Source organism: Caproicibacter sp., assembly GCF_046707225.1.
Taxonomy (GTDB): Bacteria; Bacillota; Clostridia; order Oscillospirales; family Acutalibacteraceae; genus Caproicibacter.
Map to the genome: position 1 here is coordinate 1 of NZ_JBJKOP010000003.1, position 25,179 is coordinate 25,179.

A 25,179-nucleotide genomic window follows, 5' to 3' on the forward strand; every position below is an offset into this window, starting at 1 on the left:
GCTATATTCAATATCTGTAAAAGTTTGTTGCTTTTTCATTTCCCCGCACCACCTGTGTCTTGATAGTTCTATTTTACCAGAGTTCTTCTCTCTTCGGTAGAGGGCGGATTAAATCAGAGGTTCCTTAGATTTCTTCGCTACGGCTACAGAAGCCGCCTTGCGTCCCCGTCCGGCCTGAGGACAAAGTAAATTAATAGAAGAAATAGGGGTTAAGGGGCACTCAGCCCCAAAGATAAAGTGGCATAGCGCTGCGGCTGCGAAAGCCGCTTTCCGTCCGGAGAAACCGCCGCCTTGATCTTTTCCGGCGGAACGGATATACTGATTCCGACGGAAGGGGGCAAACGGCATGGCGATGCAGCGGCTGGATAAAATTCTGGCTTCCCAGAATCTGGGCAGCCGGAAAGAGGTCGGGGCGATTATCCGCTCCGGGCGAGCAACTGTAAACGGAGTCGCGGTGAAGCGGCCGGAACAGAAAGCGGACCCGGACTCGGACGTGATCACGGTGGACGGCGAAATCCTCGACTTCAAAAAATTTATCTATCTGATGATGAATAAGCCGGGCGGCGTGCTGTCGGCTTCGCGCGACCCGCGCGCCCGCACGGTGGTGGACCTGCTGCCTCCCCGGCTCCGGCGGCGCGGGATTTTTCCCGCCGGCAGGCTGGACAAGGACACTCGCGGAATGCTCATCCTGACGGACGACGGCGTTTTCGCGCACCGCATGCTCGCCCCGAAAAGCCATGTGATGAAATGGTACGAGGCGGAGCTGGAGTCCCCGGTTACGGAAGGGGATATCCTTGCGTTTTGGCGGGGCGTGACGCTGGGGGACGGGATGACCTGCCTGCCCGCGGAGCTTTCGGTTCTGCGGGAGGGGGAACATCCGCTGGCGCTGGTCAAGGTAAGGGAAGGGAAATTCCACCAGGTTAAACGGATGTTCCTGGCAAGGGAGAATCTTGTTTTATCGCTGTGCCGGGTGCGGATCGGCGGCCTTTCACTGGACCCGGAACTGCCGGAGGGCGCCGTGCGGGAGCTGAGCCCGGAAGAAGTTTCGCTGGCGCTCGGAGAGGGACATGGATAAAATGCACGAAAACCGCTCGCGTTTTTGCACGCGGCATCGGGCTAAAATTAACGAAAATCGAATCTTCGGTTTGTGATTTATCGGATTTAGATAAAGCGGGAAAAGAAACTTTGGATAAAAAGAATCTGTTCTTCCGCCGGCAGTTCTGTTATGATGATTCCACTGAGAGAAACAGTTTTAGTTTTAAACTGCTTTCTGCTGAGAACGGATGAAACAGGAGGTTTGTGTTTATGGCGAGTGTAACTTTAAAAAATGTTTATAAAGTTTACAGCGGCAATGTTACGGCGGTAACGGACTTTAATCTGGAAATCAGGGATAAGGAATTCATCATTCTGGTCGGTCCTTCCGGCTGCGGCAAATCCACCACGCTGAGGATGATCGCGGGGTTGGAGGAAATTACCAAGGGTGAGCTCTACATCGGCGACTCGCTTGCAAACGATGTGGCGCCGAAAGACCGCGATATCGCGATGGTGTTCCAGAACTACGCCCTGTACCCGCACATGACGGTTTTCGACAACATGGCGTTTGGTCTGAAACTGCGCAAAATCCCCAAGGACGAAATTAAGCGCCGCGTGGAAGAAGCCGCGCGGAATCTGGATATTTCTCATCTTCTGGACCGTAAGCCGAAAGCTCTTTCCGGCGGGCAGCGGCAGCGTGTCGCGCTGGGCCGCGCCATCGTCCGCAACCCGAAGGTCTTCCTTCTGGACGAACCGCTTTCCAACCTCGATGCGAAACTGCGCGCCCAGATGAGGACGGAAATTGCAAAGCTGCACAAAAGACTGGGCACAACTTTCATTTACGTCACGCACGACCAGACGGAGGCCATGACCATGGGCGACCGCATCGTCGTGATGAAGGACGGTTTCATTCAGCAGGTGGATACGCCGCAGAATCTGTACGATTTCCCGGTGAACCAGTTCGTCGCGGGCTTCATGGGCTCGCCGCAGATGAACTTTTTGGACGGCACCCTGGAAAAGAGCGGCTCCAATTACGAGTTTAAATTCGGCCGGTACAGCATCCCCGTTCCCGCGGAAAAGAGCAAGGACGACGTGCTGAAGGATTACGCCGGCAAGGCGGTTGTTCTCGGAATCCGCCCCGAAAACGTTCACGACGAACCGGAGTTTCTGGAAAAGGCGACCGAGGGCATTGTGGAAACGGACGTTGAGGTTACCGAGCTGATGGGCGCGGAAACCTACCTGTACTTAAACTGCGAGGGAGTCAACATCACCGCGCGGGTTGACCCTGCCTCGAAGGCAAAATCCGGCGACCGCATCAAAGTTGCGTTTGAGCTGAACAAGATGCATCTGTTTGACAAGGAAACCGAAAAGACCATTTTGAACTGATTTGTTCTGCCGGGCTAATACCGCGCGGGCGCAGACGCGCCCGCGCGGCTTTTTTTGGATGGCGAAAATTTCATGTGCTTTTTTTCCGCATAAAGCAATATTTTGCTGTTTTTTTTCCGATAATATGAAAGATACGGTTGAAATCTTATTCATCTTTATGTAAAATGAATACAGAATGGCTGTTTGTATCAGTTTAAGTTCAGATAGATTGGAAATGAGGGAATGCCATGTCTAACAGGCTGTTTCAGGGTGTAATCCATCAAATGAAGGATGCGATTGACCGCACCATCGGTGTGATCGACGAAACCTCCGTAATCATCGCCTGCAGCGAACTCGGGCGGATCGGGGAAGTAAACGACAGCATCACGGCGGATACGCTGGCCGCGCCCGGTACCTTTGTTGTCAACGGTTATACCTACCGGTCTTTCGGCAACCGCCCGCGCCCGGAGTACGCGGTGTTTGTTTCAGGCAGCGACCCGGAGGCCGGCCGGTACGCTTCGCTTCTGGCCGTTTCGCTCAGCAGCATCAAGCAGTACTACGATGAAAAGTACGACCGAAGCAACTTTATTAAAAACGTTATCCTGGACAATATCCTGCCCGGAGACATTTATTTGAAGGCACGGGAGCTTCGCTTCAATTCAGATGTCAGCCGCGTGTGCATGCTCATCAAAATTACGAACAAATCGGATATTTCCGCTTTTGACGTCATCCAGAACCTGTTTCCGGACAAGAACAAGGATTTCATCATCAACATCAACGAGACCGACATTGCGCTTGTGAAAGAAGTCAAACCCGGCATCGAAATGAAAGACCTGGATAAGCTGGCGGGGTCCATCGTCGACACGCTCAGCAGCGAGTTTTACACCCACTGCGTCGTCGGCATCGGCACCATCGTTTCGGGCATCAAGGACCTTGCGCGCTCATTCAAGGAAGCGCAGGTCGCGCTGGAGGTCGGAAAGGTGTTCGACACCGAGCGGCTGATCGTCAGCTACGACAACCTGGGCATTGCGCGTTTGATCTACCAGCTGCCCACAACGCTGTGCGAAGCGTTCTTGAAGGAGGTCTTCAAGCGCGGCTCCATCGATTCGCTGGACCACGAGACCTTGTTTACCATTCAGCGTTTCTTTGAAAACAACCTGAATGTTTCCGAAACCTCGCGCAAGCTGTTCGTCCACCGCAACACGCTGGTATACCGTCTGGAAAAGATTAAGAAAATCACCGGACTGGACCTGCGGGAATTCGAGGACGCCATTATTTTCAAGGTTGCGTTAATGGTAAAGAAGTATCTTTCTTCCAACCCCGTTAAATTTTAACAGAAATAAAAAATTACAAAAATATTACAAAGTTTTCTGATAAAGAATTATATTATCAGGGCCCGTTGGTATTATGTAAACGTACCAACGGGCTTTCTTTTTTACGCCTTAAAAGTGGTAAAAACAGGGGAAATAATGGGAATTTGAAGATATGGAGAGATGGAATTGATTGAATTTCAGGACGTGAGTAAAATCTATTCCAACGGCACGAAAGCGCTGAGCAATGTTAACCTTCACGTTGACGACGGCGAATTTGTATTTATCGTGGGGTCGTCGGGCGCGGGTAAAAGCACCTTTTTAAAGCTGATTACCTGCGAGGAAAGACCGAGCGAAGGCCAGATCATCGTGGGGGAGCAGAAGCTGAACGAGCTCAAACGGGGAGACGTGCCGTATTTAAGGCGCACGATGGGGATGGTGTTTCAGGATTTCCGCCTGATTCAGAAAATGACGGTTTATGAAAACGTGGCGTTCGCCATGCATGTCGTCGGCGCTTCCAGCCGGGAAATCCGCAGGCGCGTGCCATACATACTGGGCCTTGTCAATCTTCAGAACAAGGCGGACTGTCATCCGCGCGAGCTTTCGGGCGGGGAGCAGCAGCGCGTGGGCCTTGCGAGGGCGCTGATTAATTCCCCGCGCCTGCTGATCGCGGACGAGCCCACCGGAAACATCGACCCGGCGCTCTCCTTTGAAATCGTCGATCTGTTCAGTGAAATCAACAAACGCGGAACCACTATTATGATGGTGACGCATGAACATTCCCTCGTCAAGCACTTTGGGCGCAGGGTGATTGAAATACACGGCGGCACCGTTGTTGCGGACAGCTGCAACTGGGAGGTGCGCCATGCTTAACAATATCCGCTATCTGCTGCGGGAAGGCGTCAGGAGCATCTGGAGCAACCGCACCATGTCGCTTGCGTCGGTCGGCGTGCTGGTTTCCTGCCTGCTTCTGACCGGGGCCGCGACGCTCTTTTCCATGAACATCAGCGCCGCGATGGCATCGGTGGAAGGCAGCAACTCCGTTAAGATTTATATGGACAAGGACCTGCCCGTACTGGCTTCCCTCAAAGCGGGCGAAGAGATTAAAAAGCTGGACAACATTAAAAGCTGCCAGTTTGTTTCGAAAGACGACGCGATCCAGAAGGTCATGGGAATGCTTGGCGACAAGGACTCCTCTTTGATTAAGGACATGACCGGAAAGGACAACCCCCTGCCGGACGCGTTTCAGGTTTCCTTTAAGGATCTGTCCAAATACAAGGACACGGTGGAACAGATCAAAAAAATCGACGGGGTTTCTTCCATTAACGACTACTCAGACATCGCGGCAAAGCTGACCAGTCTTGACCGGCTGGTGACGACCGTCGGGTTCTGGATTATCCTGCTGCTCAGTCTGGTTTCCCTGTTTATTATCTCAAACACGATCCGCGTGACCATGTTTTCACGCAGGCTGGAAATCAGCATCATGAAATCCGTGGGCGCGACCAACTGGTTCGTGCGCGTGCCGTTTATCGTGGAGGGCGTCATCATCGGCCTGATTTCGGGTGGGATCGGCAGCCTGATCCTGCGGCTCCTTTACGACAAGCTGACCGGCACGCTGACTTCCATCACGATTTTCTCGCCGCTCTCGGTCGGGCCGATCCAGTGGAAGATCACACTGTTGTTTTTGCTGGCCGGTTCTTTGTTCGGCGCGGTCGGCGGAGCGATTTCCATCGGCAAATATTTGAAGAAAGAGGGGGGCGAGATCGTTGAATGGTAACAAAGGCGTCAAAATCATCGCGGCGGTGCTGGCGGCGTTTCTGATGGTTCTTTCCGTCCCGGCGGTGCAGCCGGCGCAGGCTTCCACCCTGAGCCAGCTGCAGAAAAAGCAGAGCGAGCTTAAGCAGAAAAAGGCGCAGGTGGACGCGCAGATTAAAAACCTGAAAAATGACAAAACAAAAAAACAGCAGTATAAAGACGCACTGACTTCGCAAATTAGTACGGTAGAGGAACAAATTGACAATCTGAACGACCAGATCGCCGACCTGAACAGCGATATTAAAGAGAAAGAAAATCAGATCGCGCAGAAACAGAAGAACATCGACACGAACCTTGCAAAGCTGAAAGACAGGCTCTACGCGATTTATCTGACCGGCGACGCCTCCACCCTGGAGGTGGTTCTCAACGCGAAAAGCGTAATGGACCTGGCGGACAAGGCCGAGGTCCTGCAGGCGATTACCCAGCACGACACGGACCTGATCAACCAGCTTAAGGACGAAATGAAGTCCGTTTCGGACCAGAAGGCGGAAATAGAAAAGCAAAGGGCCGCCGTGGCGGAAAGCAGAAAGCAATACGACCAGAAGCAGTCCGAACTGACCGGCTATATCAAGGAAGCGAACAGCGCTCTTGCCGGCATCGCCGCGGACCAGTCCGCGGCGGAGGCGCAGAGCAGAGAGCTTGCCAAGCAGGAGGACGAGGCTTCCAAGGCGGTTGACGCGTGGTTCGCGCAGTATTACGCATCCAAAGGAAGCGGAACCTCCGGCAGCGGCGGCTATATCAGCAAGGGCAACTTCACTTGGCCGGTGCCGAGCTGCACAAGGCTTTCGAGCCCGTACGGGCCGCGCGACGGCGGCTTCCACAAAGGGGTCGATATTTCCCGTTCCGGCATCTACGGCGCGGCGATTGTCGCGGCGGATTCCGGTAAAGTAATACAGGCGGGCTACGGCAACTATGGGACGGGCTACGGCGGTTACGGCAATGTGGTTGCCATTGACCACGGCGGCGGGTATTCCACGCTGTACGGCCACATGAGCCGCGTGGCGGTCAGCAAAGGGCAGCAGGTGACGAAGGGGCAGGTCATCGGCTATGTCGGTTCCACCGGCCAGTCCTCCGGACCTCACTGCCATTTCGAAATCCGTGTGAACGGCGTCGCGAAAAACCCGATGAACTGGTTTACAAAGTAATCGATAAGGACTGAAGGCAATGGGCAAAAAATTCTCGCTGGGCGCGGCGGTGTCGATTTCGGCCGTCACGGCCGCCGTCACGGTTTCGCTCACCTACGTTTACGCCATGAACAGCTTTAATTCAAAAGTGGCCGACATCAACGAACGGCAGGCCATGTACCAGAAGCTGAGCGAAATCGACCAGAAAGCGCGGCAGGATTACATCGGTGCGATCGACGACGCCTCCCTGACGGACGGCATCTGCGCCGGGTATGTCGCGGGGCTGGGGGACTCGCACGCCCAGTATCTCTCCGCCCGGAAGTACAAGGAGTATCTGGCGGCAAACTCTTCTAAAAGCATCGGGGTCGGCATTAAAACCGTTCAGGATGAGGACGGAAACATGGAGGTAACGGAAGTGCTGCCGAATTCCCCGGCGGAGAAGGCGGGGCTCAAAAAGGGCGACGTCATTGTGACGATGGACGGAAAGGAAATTGTGCGCATTACCTACGGCGACGCGCTGAACAAGCTGGACGGCACGGCGGGAACCAGGGTTTCGCTGGGTATTTTGCGCCCGAACCCGCAGCCGGCTTCCTCACCTTCCTCCGCGGACTCCGCGTCGGAGCGCATGACGCTGACCGTCACACGCGCGGAGTACACGGAACAGACCGTCACCCATTCCATGATCAACGGGAACGCGGCGTACCTGAAAATTTCAGAGTTTACGCAGGACACGCCCACGAAGTTCAGTTCGTCGCTCAATAAGCTCCTCGGGGAAGGCGCCTGCGGCCTCGTCGTGGATTTGCGCAGCAATCCGGGCGGCAGCGTAGAGGCGGCCGCGAAGGTGCTGGACGTTTTGCTGCCCGCCGGAAACACGGTCAGCAGCCGGGATAAAACCGGAAAGGTCACGGTGGAGTACACCTCAAAATCCGGTGAAGTCGATTTGCCGGTCAGCGTGCTGACAAACGGCAGCACTTACGGAGCGGCCGAAATTTTTGCCGCCGATATCAGGGATTTTAAAAAGGGCCTGCTGGTGGGGGAAAAGACGGCCGGCTACGGAACAAAGGACGAGGCGGTTCCGCTTTCCGACGGCTCTGCCATGATTCTGTCCGTCGCGGATTATCTCACCCTTGGCGGGAAGACTTTTAACGGGACCGGAATCGGGCCGGATATGAACAAGAGCCTGACCGCGGAGCAGGAAAGTAGGCTGATCCGCGGCCGGCTGCCGTTTGCGGAGGACCCGCAGATTCAGGCGGGCGTCACCGCGCTGATTCGCCAGGGAGCCGCCGTGCGGCAGGTGCCGGGGACATCCTCCTCATCCGGCGCGCCGGCGTCGCAGAGCCCGGCGGATTAAGGCCGCCGGATTTTCGCCCGCGGGTTTATTGACAGAACGGACCCGGCTCACTATAATAGAATTATTCCGGCGGAGCGCCTGAATTTCGCGAAAGAGTAAAAGGTGGTAGTAAAATGGTCAAACAGGTAGTCCTGACAAAGGAAGGCCTTGAAAAGCTGGAGAACGAGCTTGAGGAACTGAAAAGCGTTAAAAGAAAAGAAGTTGCCGAGAAAATCAAGGTTGCCCTTTCGTTTGGCGACCTGTCCGAAAACAGCGAGTACGACGAAGCGAAAAACGAGCAGGCGATCATTGAGGCGCGCATCGCGGATATTGAGGTTTTGCTGAAAAATGTCCGGGTCCTTGATGAAAGCGAACTGAGCAGTGAGAATGTTCATATCGGCTCCAAAGTGGAGCTTCGCGTTGTCAACCCCGAAACCGGAAGCAGCAGGGTGGTTAATTACCGGATGGTCGGCTCCAACGAGGCTGACCCGGTCAACGGCTGCATCTCCGACGAATCCGCGGTCGGGAAAGCAATCCTGGATCACGGAATCGGCGACAAGGTTACGGTGGAAGTGCCCGCCGGCGTAATGGAATATGAGATTTTAGCCATATCCAAATAAAACTGCGGGCAGGGGAGGCTGTTGTAACGGTCGCTCCTGCCTTTTTTCCGCGCCGCCCGCCGATCCCTGCATCGGGGGGCTTTTCGGCGCAAACGGACCGGATGAAAATTATTACTTGATATAGGAGAATGAACATGAGCGACGGTACAACGGGACTGACAGAAAATCCGGAAAACAGAAGCGAAACCGAAATCCGAAGGGACAAGCTGAGCGCGCTGCAGCAGGCGGGCAAGGATCCCTTTTACATCACCACCTGCCCCCACGACTGCTCGGCGCAGGAAATCCGCGACCGTTTCGCGGAGCTGGAAAATCAGGACGTGTGCATCGCGGGCCGGATTATGGGCTGGCGCGATATGGGCAAGGCCGGGTTTATGGACCTTTCCGACCGCAGCGGACGGATTCAGGTCTATATGAAAATCGACCAAGTCGGCGAGGAAAGCTATACCGACCTGAAAAATTACTGGGACGTCGGCGATATCATCAGCGTAAAGGGCTATGTGTTTAAAACGCGCCGCGGCGAAATTTCCGTTCACGCGAAAGAAATCCGCCTGCTCTCCAAATCCCTGCTGCCGCTGCCCGAAAAATTTCACGGGCTGAAGGGCACGGACCTGAGGTACCGCCAGCGGTACCTCGACCTGATCATGAACCCGGAGGTGCGGGATACGTTTTTAAAGCGCAGCGCGATTATCAAGACGATCCGTTCCGTTCTGGACGGCATGGATTACATCGAAGTGGAAACGCCGGTTCTCAGCACCATTGCGGGCGGCGCGGCGGCAAGGCCGTTCATTACGCATCACAATACGCTGGACATCGACATGTACCTGCGCATTGCGACGGAGCTTCATTTAAAGCGCCTGATCGTCGGCGGGCTGGAGCGCGTGTATGAAATCGGACGCTGCTTCCGCAACGAGGGAATGGACGTGAAGCACAATCCGGAGTACACCAGTCTGGAGCTGTACGAGGCCTATACCGACTACCACGGCATGATGGACCGCACCGAGCTGCTGGTTCGGGAATGCGCCAGGCAGGCCTGCGGCACCGAGCAGGTCACCTGGCAGGGCGAGGAGATCGACCTTTCCGGGCAGTTCGCCCGCGTTTCGATGAACGACGCGATACAGAAATACGCGGGGATTGATTTCCTCTCGTTTAAGGGCGACGACGAAAAGGCGCGCGAGGTCGCGCGGCAGCTTCATCTGGAGCTGGGCTCCGCCGACAGATGGGGCGACATCATGGCGAAAGCATTCGAGGCGACCGTTGAGGATAAGCTCATTCAGCCGACGTTCATTTATGACTATCCGCTGGAGGTTTCTCCGCTGACAAAGCGCAAGCGCGGCACACCGGAGCTTGTGGAGCGCTTCGAGCTGTTTATCAACCGCTGCGAATTCGCCAACGCCTATTCAGAGTTGAACGATCCGGTCGATCAGCGCGGCCGTTTTGTGCATCAGGCGGAATTACGCGCCTCCGGCGAGGAGGAAACCGATGTGATCGACGAGGATTTCCTCACGGCGATGGAATACGGCATGCCGCCGACCGGAGGAATGGGCATGGGCATCGACCGGCTTGTGATGCTGCTGACGGACAGTGCCTCGATTCGCGATGTGCTTTTGTTCCCCACAATGAAACCGCGGGAGGATTGATCGGAAATGGCAAGGGAAGGTCTCCTGCTCCAGGAGGACGGGAACGGACCGGAACAGCCCGCGCCCGCCCCGGAAACGCCGAAGAAGAAGGCGGAAAATTTCTGGTATTATCATAAATGGCACATGCTGCTGCTGCTGCTGGCGGTCGTCGTCGTCTCTTTCCTGATCCACGACATGATGCGGCCGAAAGCGGATTATGAGATCGGGATGATCACGGCGTACAGCTGCCCGCAGGACGCCGTCGATCTGCTGCAGAAACAGATTGAAAAATACGGAGAAGATTTAAACGGCGACGGGCGTGTGATCGTTCAGATCAACAATTACACGGTCGCGCCGAACGGCGGCGGGACCCAGGCGGAGATTGCCGGCCAGGTGAAGCTGGAGGCGGACCTTTCCACGGGCGAAAGCATGCTGTTTTTCACCGACGAGGATTCCTTTGCACAGCAGCAGGAAAAAATACAGATGTTTGCGAAAACGGACGGCAGCACGCCGAAAAAAGGAGAAAACGGCCCCGAGGGAATGCGGGTTCCTGTCTCCGGACTCAAGGCGCTGTCCGGTCTCTCTTATCAGGGCTCGGACGGGGAGAATCTGATGGACGGGCTTGGCCTTTCGCTGAGGGTCTACGAGGGCTCCGCGGTCGACGGAAAGCACGACAGCTACTGGGAAGCGTCCCGGCGCCTGTTTCAGAAGCTGACCTCGGGCTGACGGAACTTATGCAAAAGCGCGGCGCAGTCGTTTGCTGCCGCGTTTTTTGCAGTTTTAGCGAAAAACTTTTAAAATATATTCATCATTTTTTTTGGAAATCTATTATAATCAAATTAGTGTATACCCTAAGAAAGCACTGACTTCATGGGTAATCGCGGCCGGGCGGCCGAAGAAAATGACGAGGGAGGACGTAAAAATGGCGGCGGGAAAGATCCTTGTGGTGGACGATGACCAGAACATCTGCGAGCTGCTGCGGCTGTATCTGGAAAAAGAGGGATACGACGTGGTTCTGGCGGGCAGCGGAAAAAAAGCTCTGGAAGAATTTGAAAAGGAAAACCCGGACCTGATTCTGCTGGACATCATGCTCCCGGAATTGGACGGCTGGCAGGTTTGCCGGGAAATCCGCAAAAAGTCGCAGTGCCCGATCATCATGCTGACCGCGAAGGGCGAAGTGTTCGACAAGGTGCTGGGCCTGGAGCTTGGCGCGGACGATTACGTCGTCAAGCCGTTTGAGGCAAAGGAGGTTGTGGCGCGCATCAAGGCCGTACTGCGCCGGCTGGGCAAAAACGGCGGCGAAAGCGTAAAAGAGGTTAAATTCGACAAGCTGTCCATCAACCTGACCAATTACGAGCTGAAGGTCAACGGCGTTCAAATTGACACGCCGCCGAAGGAAATGGAACTGATTTATCACCTGGCGAGCAACCCGAACCGGGTTTTCACGCGCGACCAGCTTCTCGACGAGGTTTGGGGCTTCGATTATTACGGCGACAGCCGTACGGTTGACGTTCACGTCAAACGCCTGCGCGAAAAGCTGGAGGGAGTTTCCGACCAGTGGGAACTGAAAACAGTTTGGGGCGTCGGCTATAAATTTGAGGTAAAGGAATAACCGGAGAACCGCCTCCGGGGGGATGCAATGCAAAAAACCCTGTTTAAAAAATACCTGCGGATTACTTCGCTGGTCATCATTGTCAGCTTTTTTTTGCTCAGCTTCGTCATGCTGATTGCGATTTCAGGCTACTGGCAGTCTGAAAAGCAGGATCTTCTGCGCAAAAACGCGCAGAGCGTCGCGAGAATCGCCGCGGACAGCGTCATCACGGTCAACCGGAACGAATACCAGGTGGACGGGATGAGAATGCAGACCTTTATCCTCGCGTTCGCCGACAACATCGACTCGGATATTTTCGTGACCAAGCAGAACGGGCAGATCCTGCTGGCCGCCTACGGCAGCGGCGGGAATGTGGACAGCACCAGAAGGGTCAGCGCGGCGATCATGCAGAAGGCGCTGAACGGCGGGTACACGGCGCAGGGTACCATGGACGGCTTTTACGACCAGCGGTATTATATCGTCGGGGAACCGATTGCGGTCACGGTGAACGGAACCCCCGCGCAGATCGGGGCGGTGTTCGCCGCGTACAGCGTGAAAACATTCAACGCGTTCCGGCTTGACATCATGAAAATGATCATTCTGGCCGCGCTTGCCGCGTTTGCGGTTTCGTTCTGTGTCATCTGGCTGTTTTCTTTCCGGCTGGTGCAGCCGCTGCGCAACATGGCGGCTGCCGCGCGGTGCTTCGGCGAAGGGAACTTCTCCGTGCGCGTGCCGGTCACCAGCCAGGATGAAATCGGGCAGCTTTCGGTGGCATTTAACAACATGGCGGATTCCCTCGCTTCGGTGGAGCATGTGCGGCGCGATTTTATCGCGAATGTCTCTCACGAGCTGAAGACGCCGATGACGACGATCGCCGGATTCATCGACGGAATTCTGGACGGGACCATCCCGCCCGAAAAAGAGGGGCAGTACCTGCGCATTGTTTCGCAGGAGGTCAAAAGGCTGTCGCGCCTGGTGCGCACGATGCTGGACCTTTCCCGCATCGACAGCGGGGAGCTGAAGCTGCGCCCCGCCCGGTTTGACCTGACCGGCACCGTCCTTTCCGCGCTGTTGTCGTTTGAAAAGGCGATTGAGGACAAAAAAATTGAAGTGCGCGGACTGGAAAACGCCGAAAGCCTGTTCGTCGACGGCGACCCCGACATGATTCATCAGGTCGTGTATAATCTGATCGACAACGCCGTAAAATTTACAAATGAAGGCGGATACCTCGAGATCGGAATCCGGGAGGAACCGGACCGTACGACGGTTTCTGTGGAAAACAGCGGCGACGGGATCTCTCCGGATGAACTGCCGATGGTCTTCGAGCGTTTTTATAAGACCGACAAATCCCGCAGCCAGGACAAAAACGGCATGGGGCTTGGGCTCTATATCGTCAAAACGATCATCCGGCTGCACGGCGGGGAAATTACCGCCCAAAGCGTCTGGCATGAGAACTGCCGGTTTGAGTTCTGGCTGCCCAGGCACAAGGAAAAAACTCGCGAGGAACAGCGCCGCCTGGTGGAAACCCGGGGCGAAGAACCTAAAGCTGATCCAAAAAAGAAATGAAAGGGCTTTTTTATGAACGATAACGGTTTTGACCCAAACAGTGAAAAAGACCCATGGGAATACGGAGACCGCCAGCAGGACGGTGAAGATCAGGAAACACAGGATTCCCGGGAACAGACGGAAAACGGGGAGGCACCCCGGGAGGAATCGGGCGAGGGGACCCAGCCGGCCGCCCCGGAGCAGCCGCAGGAAGAGCGGCCCTCAGAACCGCAGGGCGAAGCCCCGCCGCCCGGTCAGGAGCCCGGACGGCAGCAGGACGCGCCCTACGGGCAGTACGGCAGCCCCTACGGCCAGGGAAACGGTTACGGTACCTACGGCGGTTCGCCTTACGGTTCGCCCTACGGCTCGCCGTACGGTCAGCAGGGAGGGAATCCCTACGGGCAGCAGAATTACGGCGGATACGGGACGCAGCAGAACGGCGGGCAGCAGTATGACAACCCGTACGGCCAGTCCTACTGGAATTATCCCTATAACGGGCAGTACGGACAGCAGCCGGGCCGCCCGCCGGAGCCGCCCAAAAAGATGAGCAAGGGCCTGAAGGCATTCTTCTGGGTCTTGGGCGTTCTGGTCGTGGGGCTGATCGTCGGAACCGGGATTTACGGCTACCGAGTGTCGAATCAGCTGCCGGAAGGGAACTCGGCCTCCTCCTCCGCATCGTCCTCCGCTCAGGGCGGGCAGAACAGCGGCGCGGCCTCTTCCTCGGCGCCGGAGCAGCTCATCGGGGGCGTGCAGGGCGACGGGACGAACCCCGCCTCCGGCGGAATCACGGTGCAGTCGCATCCGTCGGGGAGTGAACTTTCCGCCACGGAGGTCTACAAGCGGGTGATTCAGAGCGTGGTCGGCGTGCAGACGACGATTCAGCAGAGCGGAACCAGCGAGGGGACCGGCATTGTCGCGTCCTCCGACGGATATATCCTGACCAACGCGCACGTGATCAATTACTCCAAAGACAATTCCGTCAAGGTGGTCCTGCACAACAATAAGGCCTATGAGGCGAAGGTGGTCGGGTACGACAAGACCTCCGACCTCGCGGTCCTCAAAATCAACGCAACCGGCCTTTCTCCGGCGACGTTCGGCACCGTGGACGGCATGCAGGTCGGCGACCGGGTCATCGCGATCGGAAATCCGGGCGGGCTCAGCTTCGCGGGTTCCCTGACCGGCGGATACATCTCCGCGCTCGACCGTTCGATCGAGGAGCACAGCGACAACGGCATGACCTACATCCAGACGGACGCGGCGATCAATCCCGGCAACTCCGGCGGGCCGCTGGTGAATCTGTACGGTCAGGTCATCGGCATCAACTCCAATAAGATCGTCGCGACGGGCTACGAGGGCATGGGCTTCGCAATCCCGGTCAGCCGGGCGAAAACCATCATCGACGATCTGATCGTCAACGGCTATGTATCCGGCCGCACCCGGCTCGGAATCAAGGCTTCGACGGTTCAGGAAATGTACACCCAGATTTACGGTTTCCCGCAGGGCGTTCTGGTACAGTCGGTCGATGCCGACAGCAGCCTGAAAGACGCCGGCGTGGTTCAGGGCGACATCATTACCGAGGCGGACGGCACGAAAATCACGGATCTGGACGGCCTTTACGCCGTTCTGAACCGGCATAAGCCCGGCGATGTGATCAAGCTGAAGCTTTTTGCCACCTCTCTTTCGGAAACGGGCGGCGGCGGCAAGGCCGGAACGACCAGAGAAGTCAGCGTGAAGCTGATGGAGGATAAGGGAGAAACACAGTAAAGGAACGGTTCGGCCGGTTCCGCGTGAAGCGGGACCGGCCTTTTTGCATATTTCATTGACAAAAGGCCGGGCGGGCCCTATCATGAACTTAAAAGTGAAATTCGCATGAATTCACGCGCGGGCGCCTGCAAAAACGAGGTCCCGCCGCGCCTGTAATTCCCTGCGGGCGGAAGCGTATCAATTCCGCGCCGGCTGCGCATCATAAATGCTGTTAAAACGCGTGCAGGCGCGTTCGGAAAGGGAGGCTGGGATGGAACGGAAAAAACGGGCGGTCATCGCGGGCGGCGGCTGGGCCGGCTGCGCGGCTGCTGTATCCGCGGTAAAATGCGGGCTGGAGGCCGTGCTGCTGGAGCGGACGGATATGCTGCTCGGCACGGGTCTGGTCGGCGGAATCATGCGCAACAACGGGCGCTTCGCGGCGCAGGAGGAATGTTCGGCGCTTGGCGGCGGCGAACTGTTCAGCATCACCGACGAATGCGCCCGGCACCGCAACGTCGATTTTCCGGGGCACCGGCACGCGACCCTGTATGACATTGCGCTGACGCCGGCTGCGGTCAGCCGGTATCTTGAGGAGCTCGGCGTTCGGGTCGAATACCAGTCGCGCGTGGAAAAAGCGGAGGTTTCGGACGGGGCGGTGCGGAGCGTGACGGACGGGGCGGGCCGCGTTTTCGGGGGCGACGTGTTCGTCGACGCGACCGGTTCCGCCGGGCCGCAGGGCAACTGCCGAAGCTACGGCAACGGCTGCGCGATGTGCGTCCTGCGGTGCCCGAGCTTCGGCGGAAGAATCAGCCTCACCGCCCTCGCGGGCGTTTCCGAAATACAGGGAAAAAACGCTTCCGGCGGAACAGGGGCGATGAGCGGCGCATGCAAGCTGCTGAAGGAATCGCTCGCGACCTCCCTTGTGGAGCGGCTTGAAAAGACCGGCGTGGCGGTGGTTCCGCTGCCGGAGGAGCTTGTGGAGGACCACCTTGCGAAAAAGGCCTGCCAGCAGTACGCGCTGCCGGAGTACCGGGAAAACCTGATTCTGCTCGACACGGGCCACGCAAAGCTGATGGCCCCTTACTTCAATCTGCAGAAGCTGCGCCGGGTTCCGGGTTTTGAAAACGCGCGGTACGCCGACCCGTACGCGGGCGGGCGCGGAAATTCCGTCCGCTTTCTGGCGATGGCCCCGCGCGGCGATTCCCTTCTGGTGCGCGGGACGAAAAATCTGTTCTGTGCGGGAGAAAAGGCGGGTCTGCTGGTCGGTCACACGGAGGCGATTGTCACCGGGACGCTCGCGGGGTACAACGCCGCGCGGCTGGCGGGCGGAAACGCGCCGCTGACGCTTCCCCGCCAGCTTGCCTGCGGGGAGGCGATTGCCTTTGTGCGGGAACAGATGGAAACGCCGCGCGGGCTTTCCATGAAATACACGTTTTCGGGCTCCGTGCTGTATGAACGTTTGGAACAGCTGGGCCTTGCGGTCGCCGATCCGGAGCGGATCCGCGACCGGGTCGAGCGCCTTGGGCTGACGGGCGCGCTGCGCCCGCCGGGAACTTAATATTCGTTTGTTTTGGTGTCATTTTTCCCGGACCGATCTATTATGGTAATAGATGTGCAAGAAGCAGGATACAGCGGTGGGAACGCGAAGAGGAAAGACGCTTTAAGGTTCACCTTAAAGCGTCTTTCTTTTTTCAGGGACAATATCTAGCAGGAATCAGGGGGTTCCGGACGGAGGTTCGGAAGGGAGGGAGCGCCATGGTCGCGGGTACGTTTAAGCAGGAAATTCTGAAGGTTTACAACAATGTCAACAGACGGATTTTCAATACCGGCGTCAGGCAGCAGAATGTCGAATTCACTGGGAACAAAATCATTATCCTTTCCCTGAACACCCGGATCCCCGCTTTAAAGCTTCTGGACGACAGTTACTCCGGAACGACCGAGTATATGGACCACCTGCTGACGCAGGTGTTCAAAAAACAGATTAAATCAGCGATTGAACAGCAATTTCATCTGAAAGTAATCGCCGTCTTCAAGGACTACGACGCGGCGTCGGAGTATTCCGGCACCATCCTATGCCTTGACCGCGATGTAGAAGCCTGTCTGAATGAACTGCCGGAGCTTTAATCGGAAAGAGCCGGTACCGCAGTCCGCCAAAAATCAGCGGCGGAGCTGTATGTGTAATCAGTTCAAGAAAGGAAGAGTTTTAGAATGAGCGAATCCTGCAAAATCGAGGTGACCGGGGTCAGTAAAATCTTTCGCAGGGACGGCAAAAACGTGGCCGCCCTCGCGGAGACGAATCTCGCTGTCCGGGAGGGGCGCTTTGCAAGCATCATCGGCCCTTCCGGCTGCGGAAAATCGACCCTGTTCAATATTATCGCCGGGCTGATGCCGCCGACGACCGGGGACGTTACCGTCGACGGGCAGAGCATCGTCTGCAGGGCCGGTACGGTCGGCTATATGCTGCAGAAAGACCTACTTCTTCCCTGGCGTACAATTCTGGACAATATTATTCTTGGGCTTGAAATCCGCGGCGAACCGCGCGCAAAGGCCGTGGAACGGGCCCTCCCGTTAATGGAAAAATACGGACTGAAAGGCTTTGACAGCCATTACCCGAACGAACTCTCGGGCGGAATGCGGCAGCGTGCCGCGCTGCTGCGCACCCTGCTCTACGACCGCGATATCATGCTTCTGGATGAACCGTTCGGCGCGCTGGACGCCCAGACCAGGCTTTCCATGCAGAACTGGCTTTTGGAAATCTGGAAGGACTTCGGCAAAACGGTTCTTTTTGTCACGCACGATATCGACGAGGCCGTCTATCTTTCCGACGATGTTTATGTTTTTTCGGCACGGCCGGGGCGTGTCCGCGCGAAAATCGCGGTGCCCATCGAACGGCCGAGAAAACCGGAGGACCTGACGACCGAACGGTTTATGGAGCTGAAACATCATCTGCTGGAACTGCTTTCCGAAGAGCGGGACCCGGCGGAGGAAATTTCTTAGGGACGGGAGTGAGGGCAATGGATGCTTACAATCAGGAAAGCTATTGCGGCGCGGTGCGTCCGGCGGAACGGGAGTCCCCGAAAAGAGAGGAAGACGACGCGGCGCGCTCCATCGAAACCTATGACGGAGAATTACAGGACAAAAAGCGCAGGCGGCGGGTGCTCGCCGGAAGAATTCTGGTGGGCGTCCTTCTGTTTGCCGGCTGGGAGCTTTTTACGCGCATCGGCTGGATGGACCCCTATTATTGGAGCAGTCCGAGCGAAATTTTGAAAACAGCCTGGGTGCAGCTGACCGAAGGCACCCTCCTTCGCGATATTGTTTATACCTCCGGCTCCACGGTTATCGGCTTTGTGACCGGAACCCTGACCGGCGCCCTGCTGGGCCTGTCGTTCTGGTGGTCGAAAACCTACGCGGGAATCAGCGAGCCGTTTCTGATTATTCTGAACGCCCTGCCCAAGCTGGCTCTGGGCCCGGTGCTGGTCATTTTGTTTGGCATCGGCTTTTTTTCCAAGGCCGTCCTCGCTTTTCTGATGACGGTGGTGACCAGCGCGATTTCCGCCTACGGCGGAGTGAAAAGCGTGGACCCCGCGCTGGAAACGCTGATGGTATCCCTCGGCGCGAAACGGCGGCAGGTGTTCACGAAAGTCGTCGTGCCGTGGTCGATGCCGTGGATCATCTCCAGCCTGCGGATTAACATCGCGCTTGCGCTGGCCGGTTCCATCGTGGGCGAGTTCATCTCTTCCGAGCAGGGCGTGGGCCGCATGATCATCTATGCGGGCACGATTCTCGATATTAACCTGGTCTGGGTGGGCGTGTTCGTCCTATCCATCCTCTCCATGCTGATGTACTGGGGAGTCATCCTTCTGGAAAAATGGTTGTCCAAACGACTGGCGATCATTTCCTCATAAATATTTTTACGGAGGGAAAACAATATGAAACAAAAGTGGATGCGTTCCACAGGGAGGAAGATTTTGGCGGCGGCGGTCGGCCTGACGGCCGCGCTGCTGACGGGATGTTCGGCCTCCGCGCAGACTCAGGGAGGCAAAACGGAGCTGAAAAAACTGGTGATTGCGGAACCCGTGCATTTAAGCGGCTACCTGCCGCTGTACGTCGCGCAGCACGAGGGGTACTTTAAAGACCAGGGGCTGGACGTTAAAGTGATTCAGGCAACCGGCGGAACCCATGTGACGGCGGTCGTCAGCGGGGACGCCTGGGGCGTAATCGGCGGAGTCGATTCCATCGCGCTCGGCAACAAGAACAATTCGGACCCCATCACGGCGGTTTGCAACTGCGTCAACCGCGCGAATGTGTACCTGTTTGCAAAGACGGGGATGGGTCCCAAAAGCGGCGGCGAAGCGGACCTGAAAGAATTTTTGAAGGGAAAGACCATCGTCGCGGGACGCCACGGCGGAAGCCCGAACCTGCTGACGCGGTACCTGCTCCTCAACCTGGGCCTCGACCCCGAAAAGGATGTGCACCTGATTGAAAACGCGGACGCGTCCACCGTGGTCGCCATGCTGCAAAACGGCAACGGGGACGTTGGAAACGGCGCGGAGCCGCAGATCTGCGAGGGAATCTCGAAAGGAATCTGGGGCGAGCCGTTCTATAAATTTACCGACCTCGGCGATTTCTCCTATTCCGTGATCAGCGTGAAGAAATCGACCATCGACAAGGACTCCGAAACCGTTCAAAAGTTTGTGAGCGCGATGAAAAAAGCCCTGAAAGCCGTTCAGGACGACCACGAAATGGCGAAAAAGGTTCTGAAACAGGAGTTCCCAACTTTATCGGAAGATGAAATCAAGGCTTCTCTCGACCGCGCCTACGCGGATCATCTCTGGAGTCCGGATGGAGTCATCAGTGAAAAAGCAGTGACCACAGACATGGATATGCTTTTAAAGACCGGCATTTACAGCGGCTCTTATTCCTTTCAAACGCTGGTGGATATGCAGTTTGTGAACAAATAGAAAAATCGGGTCATAAGAAGCGCGGCGCCCCGGAAAATATCTCGGTTTGTTCCGGAGCGCCGCGCTGTTTCTTTGCCCGGCGGGCGAATAGTTTTTCCTCCTGCGCCGTAAGATGAAGTATTCGAGGGCGCACGGAGGGAGAGAAGAATATGAATGTTCTGGCGGGGGTCACGATCCTGCTGTCGTTTCTCGGGCTGCTGACCGCCGTGCGCGGCGGGGAACGGGAGTCGCTGTCGGCGGCAATGACGGCCCTTTTGCTGTTTTTGCTGTCGCTGTGCGGCGGCGTGCTGGCGTTTTTGTTCCTTATTTGGTATTAGAAGAATCCGATTTGCCGGAATTGTGCGGCGGAACGCTCCGCGTCTTCCTTTTTTGAAGCCGTCTGCGCAGGAAGAACACCGCCGCGCCGATCACGGCCAGAACGGCGAGGAACGGAAGGGCCGCGGCGACGCCGAGAACCAGGTAGCGAAGCGTTACCCCCAAAGCGCTGAGCGAGGATTGAAAGATGGATCCGATCTGTCCGACGAAGTCTTTTGCCGGGGGCGCGTTAAGCTCCGCGACCTCGCGGAGCTTAACGGTTACGGTCGACAGGCTGACAAGGGAATCCCATTGCTTGAGCTGCCCGGTCAGCTGTTCGATTTCGTTTTCAACATCCGTCAGGCGCTGCTCGATTTTCAGAATGTCGTCCATCTTTTCTGCCGTCTGCATCAGCGCCAGAAGCCGGTCCTGCTCTGTGCGCAGGGATTTCACCCGCGTTTCGGCATCAAAGTAATTTTGCGTCACATCCTGCCCGCTGATGCTTTTGGAGACCACATTGCCGAGGTCTCCGGCGCTTTGCAGAAAGCTTTGCAGCTTGCCGGACGGCACGCGCAGGGTGTACGAGGCGTTCCGCAGCGCGTTGCTGCCGGGGACGTCGCCCTGAACGGAGGAATTCTCTATGTATCCGCCGAAGAATGCGACGAGCGATTGCAGTTTGTCGTTCAGCTCGTCGTAGCGGACGGTTTGGAGCGTAAGCTCGGCGCTTTGTATCACCTTGCGGGAGTCGGAGGCCGGCCTTTCCGCACCGGACGCGGCGGCTTTCTGCGTACCGTCCGTCAGGCCCGCGGCGTCCGCGGAATGTTCCGCCGCGGAGGACGGGGAAACGGCGTTCGTCCGGCCCTGTGGGGCGGAGGCGCCGGAGGAGCATCCCGCGGCGACCAGGCAAAAGACCGCCGTCAAAAAGAATACCGTTAGCCTTTTCATTGGAAATCCCCTTTCCGAGTCCGTATTTTCCTTGTGATTCCATTTTACACAAAAACTGGAAGGAATGCAAGCGAATGCGCCGTCAGCAGCCGGCCGTCCCGGGGTCAAACTGAATAAATTCCCGGAACGGCTTTTGAAACGCGAAAAAGAGAAAAAGAAGCAGATTGATGAAATAACAGCCGAAGATCAAATCTCTGGGACACAGCCATTCGGCGGCGGCTCCCGCGGCGGCGATGCCGAGCGGGGCGATTCCCTGCCCGCCGACCGCGATGAGCGAAAACACCTTGCCGCGCATCTCCTGAGCGGTGCTTTGCTGTACGGAGGTGAGAATCAGCATGTTGACGACGGAATTCCCAATCCCGGCGACGCACAGCAGGAGGATTCCGGTTCGTACGCCGAAAAACGGGAACAGCGCGTTGAGGGCGGTGTCGGCAAAGGCCGAAGAAAGAAAGAAAACCATCCGCTTCCGGCGCGGAATCCGTATAACGGAGGTAAGCAGCATACCGAACAGATTTCCGGCGCAGACGGCGCCCGCCGCAAGCCCGTATTTTTGGATTCCGTAGCCCGGCGTGTTTAAAAACAGCGGCTGAAGCAGGATGGAGGCTCCGCTGCCGAAAAAGTTCAGGAAGCAGGCCATCAGAATCATCATCCGCAGACCGGAGAAATGAACGGTGTACCGGAGTCCGCTTTTTAACTCCTCAAAAAAGGAGGGCGGCTCCGGCGCATCGTTTTCTGTTTTCGGGGGAAGGGTTAAAAAAAGCGACAGCCCGCCGGAGACCAGAAACGAAATACCGTTGAGGAAAAACAGCGGCCATGCTCCCAGAAAGCCGTAAAGAAATCCGCCGGCCGAATTTCCGGCGGTCTGCGTCAGGCGGCCTGCGAGGCTGATCATGGAATTTGCGCGCATCAAATTCTCTTTTTCCACCACGCGCGGCATCACCGACCGGATGCACGGGGTGAAGAAAGCCCCGCCCACGCTGACAACGGTACCCGTCAGGTAAAACATCCACAGCGGAATCCCCCCGAGAAACGTCCAAAGCGCCGCGGCGGTCATGACGAGGCCGCGGGAAAGATCCGCGAGGACAAGGATCCGTTTTTGATTGCACCGGTCGATCACCACGCCCGCGAACGGGGCCGCGATCAGGCCGGGCACGGCGGTGAGGGCGACAACCGCCGCCATCAGCGCGCTGGAGTGGTAGGCCTGCAGCAGAAAAAAGCCCAGCGCGATTTCATACATCACGTCCCCCGCCGCAGAAATCAGCTGGCCCTGCCAGAGAAGCAGGTAATTTTGGTGTTTTTTCAGATTCCGCATGATTTCACCCTCTGTTATAAAGCTTGAATTATCATACGATTCAAAGATATGTTTGTCAATACGCAAACAAAAATAAACTGTGTTTACAAACATGATAAAACGTGATAAGATAAAAGGCAGGAGGGGATTCAAATGGAACTCACGGAATTGTTTTGGAACGCGTCGGTCGAGGAGCTTGCCGCCGGATTTGTGTACCGGGACGGCTTTTATATCTGCCTGATCTGCGGGGAACGCTTTGAGGACGGCGCGGTTTACCGCGACGGAGAGTCCTTTTACGAAGCGAGAAAATATATCGGGAAGCACATCGCGGCGGAACACGGCTCCGCGTTCGACTGCCTGATCAATTTGGACAAACGGGATACCGGCCTGAGCGAAATACAAAAGGAGTACCTCCGGAGCGCGTATCAAAAGCGTTCCGACCGGGAGACGGCACGGGCGATGGGGTGCAGCGAATCGACCGTTCGAAACCATCGGTTCAAACTGCGCGAAAAGGCGAACCAGGCGAAGGTCTTCCTCGCGATTCACCGGCTGGTGGAGCACGACTCGGAGGAAGAGGGCGCGGGCCGTCTGCTTCCCGTGCCGAAAAGCGCCGCGATGGTCGACCTGCGGTACGCGGTGACCGAGGCGGAGAGCGAAAGAATCCTCCGCACGTATTTCGACGAAGCGGGGCGTTTGAAGGAATTTCCGGCGAAGGAAAAGAAAAAGCTCGTCGTGCTGCGGCAGCTCGGCACCCTGTTCGCCCCGAAGCGGGAATACACGGAAAAAGAGGTCAACCGGCTGCTGGAACGGGTCTGCGACGATTACGTGACGATTCGCCGCGAGTTGATCGAATACGGCTTCCTCGACCGCAAAAACGACGGCTCCTGTTACTGGGTGCGGGAATAACAAAACAGGAGCCCCCTGAAACGGAAGCCCCTGTGATGCGGCAAAAGATGGAGAAAACGCTAAAGCTCGACAAAGCCCGTGGAAACGGAATTTTGAAACGCGCGGTCGTGCTCGACGAAAAGCATGGTGGGCGAAAACGCGCGGATCAATTCCTCCAGCTGCACACGGGAGAGCAGATCGACGTAATTGAGCGGTTCGTCCCAGAGATAAAGGTGAGCCGGTTCGCACAGACTCGCGGCGAGCAGAACTTTCTTTTTCTGCCCTTCGCTGTAGCCCGCCGTGTCCTGTTCGAACAGGGCGCGCGAAAAATCCAGCTTGCGCAGAATGGAAAACAGCAGGGTCCGGTCGATTCCCCGTGATTCGGCAAACTCCGTCAGAGTGCCGCGAAGAAAATCTGTCTCTTGCGGCACATGCGAAACGACGAGCCACGGCGCGGAGCGGAAGCCGCCGGTAGAATCAATTTTCTGCCCGGTGAAAAGCTTCAGCAGGCTCGATTTTCCGCTGCCGTTGCGTCCGCGCAGAGACAGCCGGTCGCCCGCGCACAGGCGGAACGAAACCGGGCCGCAGACCTTCCGGCTGCCGTAATACAGGCATAAATCCCGCGCCTCGGCCAGAAGCCCGTTCGGCGGGGAAAGCGGGTGGATTTTCAGGCTTTCGGCCGTGTCCAGGTTTTGCAGCAGTTCCGACTGTTCCCGCACCGCCTTTTCGCGGCGGGCTTCCGTCGATTTTGCCCGCTTCATCATCTTTGCGGACTTGTGGCCGATGTACCCCCGGTCTGGGCGCAGTCCGGAATTTCGCGTGCCGTGTTTGGTCTGTTCCACGCGGTCCGACCAGCCGGAGGTTCGCTGGGCGGCGTCGGAAAGACGTTTGACCGTCCGCTCCAGCTTTTTGTGTTCGGCCAGCTCAAATTCATCGCGCAGGCGCTTGTTTTCCAGAAACGACGAACAATTCCCCTGTTCCAGGTCGATGCTTTTGCGGTTGATGGAAAGGATGTGGTCGACGCACCCGTCCAGAAACGCGCGGTCGTGCGAAACCAGAAGGAATCCGCTTTTGGAGCGCAGATAGCGCGCCGTGCGCTCGCGGGCCTGCAAATCAAGGTGACTGGTCGGTTCGTCGATGAGCAGAAAGCGGTTCTCTTTTAAAAACAGCGCCGCCAGCAGTATTTTGGTCCGTTCGCCCCGGCTCAGCGTGGAAAACGGGCGCTGAGCGGCGTTTTGCGAAACATCCAGCAGGGACAGCTCCCGTTCGGCCCGCCAGTCCTCGCAGTCCGGAACAAGGCTGTGAAAAAGCTCCATGGCGGATTTGGATTCGTCCGGCACCGCGAATGGGAAATAGTCGAACCCGACGGACGCGAAAATGGTTCCCCGGTACTCGTATTTGCCCATCAGAAGATTCAGAAGGGTCGTTTTGCCCTTCCCGTTGCGGCCGATCAGACCGAGTTTCCAGTTGGTGTCGAATTCAAACGACGCGTTTTCAAAAACGCAGTCCGGACTGCCGTCGTAAGCAAAGGTCAGGTTTGATATTTGGATCAGAGACATAATTTCCTCCTGGTAACGCGCGAAAGCCGCGGGAAATTACACCCCGCGGCTCCAGAAGAAACGGAAGAAATCATCCCGCCCGCAAACAGCGGACAGAACAATCCCCGGTCAAAAACGGAGCGGTTCGGACGCGCATTTTCCCCGCAGCCGCAC

General features: G+C 56.8%; 23 protein-coding genes. 20 read left to right on the forward strand and 3 right to left on the reverse strand.

Features of this window, described 5'->3' with window-relative positions:
• Nucleotides 1–346 precede the first annotated feature (346 nt).
• The 19 genes from ACLQ3M_RS00065 (at nucleotide 347) to ACLQ3M_RS00155 (ending at nucleotide 20,369) form a co-directional block, all read left to right on the forward strand.
• Nucleotides 347–1,075 carry a pseudouridine synthase gene (locus ACLQ3M_RS00065; RefSeq protein WP_411675678.1) on the forward strand — a complete coding sequence of 243 codons (729 nt, stop codon included), beginning with the start codon at nucleotides 347–349 and terminating at the stop codon, nucleotides 1,073–1,075.
• A gap of 230 nt (nucleotides 1,076–1,305) precedes the next feature.
• Complete coding sequence (locus ACLQ3M_RS00070; RefSeq protein WP_411675679.1) at nucleotides 1,306–2,418, forward strand: ABC transporter ATP-binding protein; 1,113 nt, start codon at nucleotides 1,306–1,308, stop codon at nucleotides 2,416–2,418.
• 227 nt (nucleotides 2,419–2,645) lie between these two features.
• A complete protein-coding gene (locus ACLQ3M_RS00075; protein WP_411675680.1) occupies nucleotides 2,646–3,731 on the forward strand; it encodes a PucR family transcriptional regulator in 1,086 nt (361 codons plus the stop codon).
• Nucleotides 3,732–3,896: 165 nt separating this feature from the next.
• Nucleotides 3,897–4,580 (forward strand): cell division ATP-binding protein FtsE, encoded by a 684-nt coding sequence (gene ftsE / locus ACLQ3M_RS00080; RefSeq protein ID WP_411675681.1) that lies wholly within the window; start codon nucleotides 3,897–3,899, stop codon nucleotides 4,578–4,580.
• Complete coding sequence (gene ftsX, locus ACLQ3M_RS00085; RefSeq protein ID WP_411675682.1) at nucleotides 4,573–5,484, forward strand: permease-like cell division protein FtsX; 912 nt, start codon at nucleotides 4,573–4,575, stop codon at nucleotides 5,482–5,484. Before ftsE ends, ftsX begins: the two co-directional genes overlap by 8 nt.
• A complete protein-coding gene (locus tag ACLQ3M_RS00090) occupies nucleotides 5,474–6,667 on the forward strand; it encodes a murein hydrolase activator EnvC family protein (protein WP_411675683.1) in 1,194 nt (397 codons plus the stop codon). The genes ftsX and ACLQ3M_RS00090 overlap by 11 nt, the downstream gene beginning before the upstream one ends.
• 19 nt (nucleotides 6,668–6,686) lie before the next feature.
• On the forward strand, nucleotides 6,687–7,997 hold the full coding sequence (locus tag ACLQ3M_RS00095) for a S41 family peptidase (RefSeq protein ID WP_411675684.1): 1,311 nt from the start codon (nucleotides 6,687–6,689) through the stop codon (nucleotides 7,995–7,997).
• 113 nt (nucleotides 7,998–8,110) lie between these two features.
• Entirely contained in the window at nucleotides 8,111–8,596 is a 486-nt protein-coding gene (greA, locus tag ACLQ3M_RS00100) for a transcription elongation factor GreA (protein ID WP_066645652.1), read from the forward strand.
• A 128-nt stretch (nucleotides 8,597–8,724) separates the two neighbouring features.
• Nucleotides 8,725–10,233, forward strand: coding sequence for a lysine--tRNA ligase (gene lysS, locus ACLQ3M_RS00105; RefSeq protein WP_411675685.1), 1,509 nt, complete (start codon nucleotides 8,725–8,727; stop codon nucleotides 10,231–10,233).
• A gap of 6 nt (nucleotides 10,234–10,239) precedes the next feature.
• Nucleotides 10,240–10,938 (forward strand): hypothetical protein, encoded by a 699-nt coding sequence (locus tag ACLQ3M_RS00110; protein WP_411675686.1) that lies wholly within the window; start codon nucleotides 10,240–10,242, stop codon nucleotides 10,936–10,938.
• 196 nt (nucleotides 10,939–11,134) lie between these two features.
• The gene (locus ACLQ3M_RS00115) at nucleotides 11,135–11,824 is read left to right on the forward strand and encodes a response regulator transcription factor (RefSeq protein ID WP_411675709.1); all 690 of its coding nucleotides are present in this window, start codon (nucleotides 11,135–11,137) and stop codon (nucleotides 11,822–11,824) included.
• A 27-nt stretch (nucleotides 11,825–11,851) separates the two neighbouring features.
• Complete coding sequence (locus ACLQ3M_RS00120; RefSeq protein ID WP_411675687.1) at nucleotides 11,852–13,369, forward strand: ATP-binding protein; 1,518 nt, start codon at nucleotides 11,852–11,854, stop codon at nucleotides 13,367–13,369.
• Nucleotides 13,370–13,381: 12 nt separating this feature from the next.
• Nucleotides 13,382–15,112: a trypsin-like peptidase domain-containing protein gene (locus tag ACLQ3M_RS00125; protein WP_411675688.1), complete on the forward strand. Its 1,731-nt coding sequence runs from the start codon at nucleotides 13,382–13,384 to the stop codon at nucleotides 15,110–15,112.
• 250 nt (nucleotides 15,113–15,362) lie between these two features.
• Nucleotides 15,363–16,649 (forward strand): FAD-dependent oxidoreductase, encoded by a 1,287-nt coding sequence (locus tag ACLQ3M_RS00130; RefSeq protein WP_411675689.1) that lies wholly within the window; start codon nucleotides 15,363–15,365, stop codon nucleotides 16,647–16,649.
• A gap of 197 nt (nucleotides 16,650–16,846) precedes the next feature.
• A complete protein-coding gene (locus ACLQ3M_RS00135; protein WP_066645664.1) occupies nucleotides 16,847–17,215 on the forward strand; it encodes a Na-translocating system protein MpsC family protein in 369 nt (122 codons plus the stop codon).
• An 84-nt stretch (nucleotides 17,216–17,299) separates the two neighbouring features.
• Nucleotides 17,300–18,088, forward strand: a complete 789-nt coding sequence (locus ACLQ3M_RS00140; RefSeq protein ID WP_411675690.1) for an ABC transporter ATP-binding protein — start codon at nucleotides 17,300–17,302, stop codon at nucleotides 18,086–18,088.
• 17 nt (nucleotides 18,089–18,105) lie between these two features.
• On the forward strand, nucleotides 18,106–18,996 hold the full coding sequence (locus ACLQ3M_RS00145) for an ABC transporter permease (RefSeq protein ID WP_411675691.1): 891 nt from the start codon (nucleotides 18,106–18,108) through the stop codon (nucleotides 18,994–18,996).
• A gap of 24 nt (nucleotides 18,997–19,020) precedes the next feature.
• Nucleotides 19,021–20,052, forward strand: coding sequence for an ABC transporter substrate-binding protein (locus ACLQ3M_RS00150; RefSeq protein WP_411675692.1), 1,032 nt, complete (start codon nucleotides 19,021–19,023; stop codon nucleotides 20,050–20,052).
• 149 nt (nucleotides 20,053–20,201) lie between these two features.
• Nucleotides 20,202–20,369 carry a hypothetical protein gene (locus ACLQ3M_RS00155; RefSeq protein ID WP_411675693.1) on the forward strand — a complete coding sequence of 56 codons (168 nt, stop codon included), beginning with the start codon at nucleotides 20,202–20,204 and terminating at the stop codon, nucleotides 20,367–20,369.
• Here the strand turns inward: ACLQ3M_RS00155 and ACLQ3M_RS00160 are convergent.
• Both ACLQ3M_RS00160 and ACLQ3M_RS00165 read right to left on the reverse strand, forming a co-directional pair.
• Nucleotides 20,356–21,291: a DUF4349 domain-containing protein gene (locus tag ACLQ3M_RS00160; protein WP_411675694.1), complete on the reverse strand. Its 936-nt coding sequence runs from the start codon at nucleotides 21,289–21,291 to the stop codon at nucleotides 20,356–20,358. The genes ACLQ3M_RS00155 and ACLQ3M_RS00160 overlap by 14 nt on opposite strands.
• An 82-nt stretch (nucleotides 21,292–21,373) precedes the next feature.
• Nucleotides 21,374–22,603: an MFS transporter gene (locus tag ACLQ3M_RS00165; protein WP_411675695.1), complete on the reverse strand. Its 1,230-nt coding sequence runs from the start codon at nucleotides 22,601–22,603 to the stop codon at nucleotides 21,374–21,376.
• Nucleotides 22,604–22,735: 132 nt separating this feature from the next.
• Here ACLQ3M_RS00165 and ACLQ3M_RS00170 point away from each other — a divergent pair, with 132 nt between their 5' ends.
• Nucleotides 22,736–23,488, forward strand: coding sequence for a DUF2087 domain-containing protein (locus ACLQ3M_RS00170; protein ID WP_411675696.1), 753 nt, complete (start codon nucleotides 22,736–22,738; stop codon nucleotides 23,486–23,488).
• 59 nt (nucleotides 23,489–23,547) lie between these two features.
• Here ACLQ3M_RS00170 and abc-f read toward each other — a convergent pair whose 3' ends face one another.
• Nucleotides 23,548–25,026 carry a ribosomal protection-like ABC-F family protein gene (gene abc-f, locus ACLQ3M_RS00175; protein ID WP_411675697.1) on the reverse strand — a complete coding sequence of 493 codons (1,479 nt, stop codon included), beginning with the start codon at nucleotides 25,024–25,026 and terminating at the stop codon, nucleotides 23,548–23,550.
• Nucleotides 25,027–25,179: the final 153 nt, after the last annotated feature.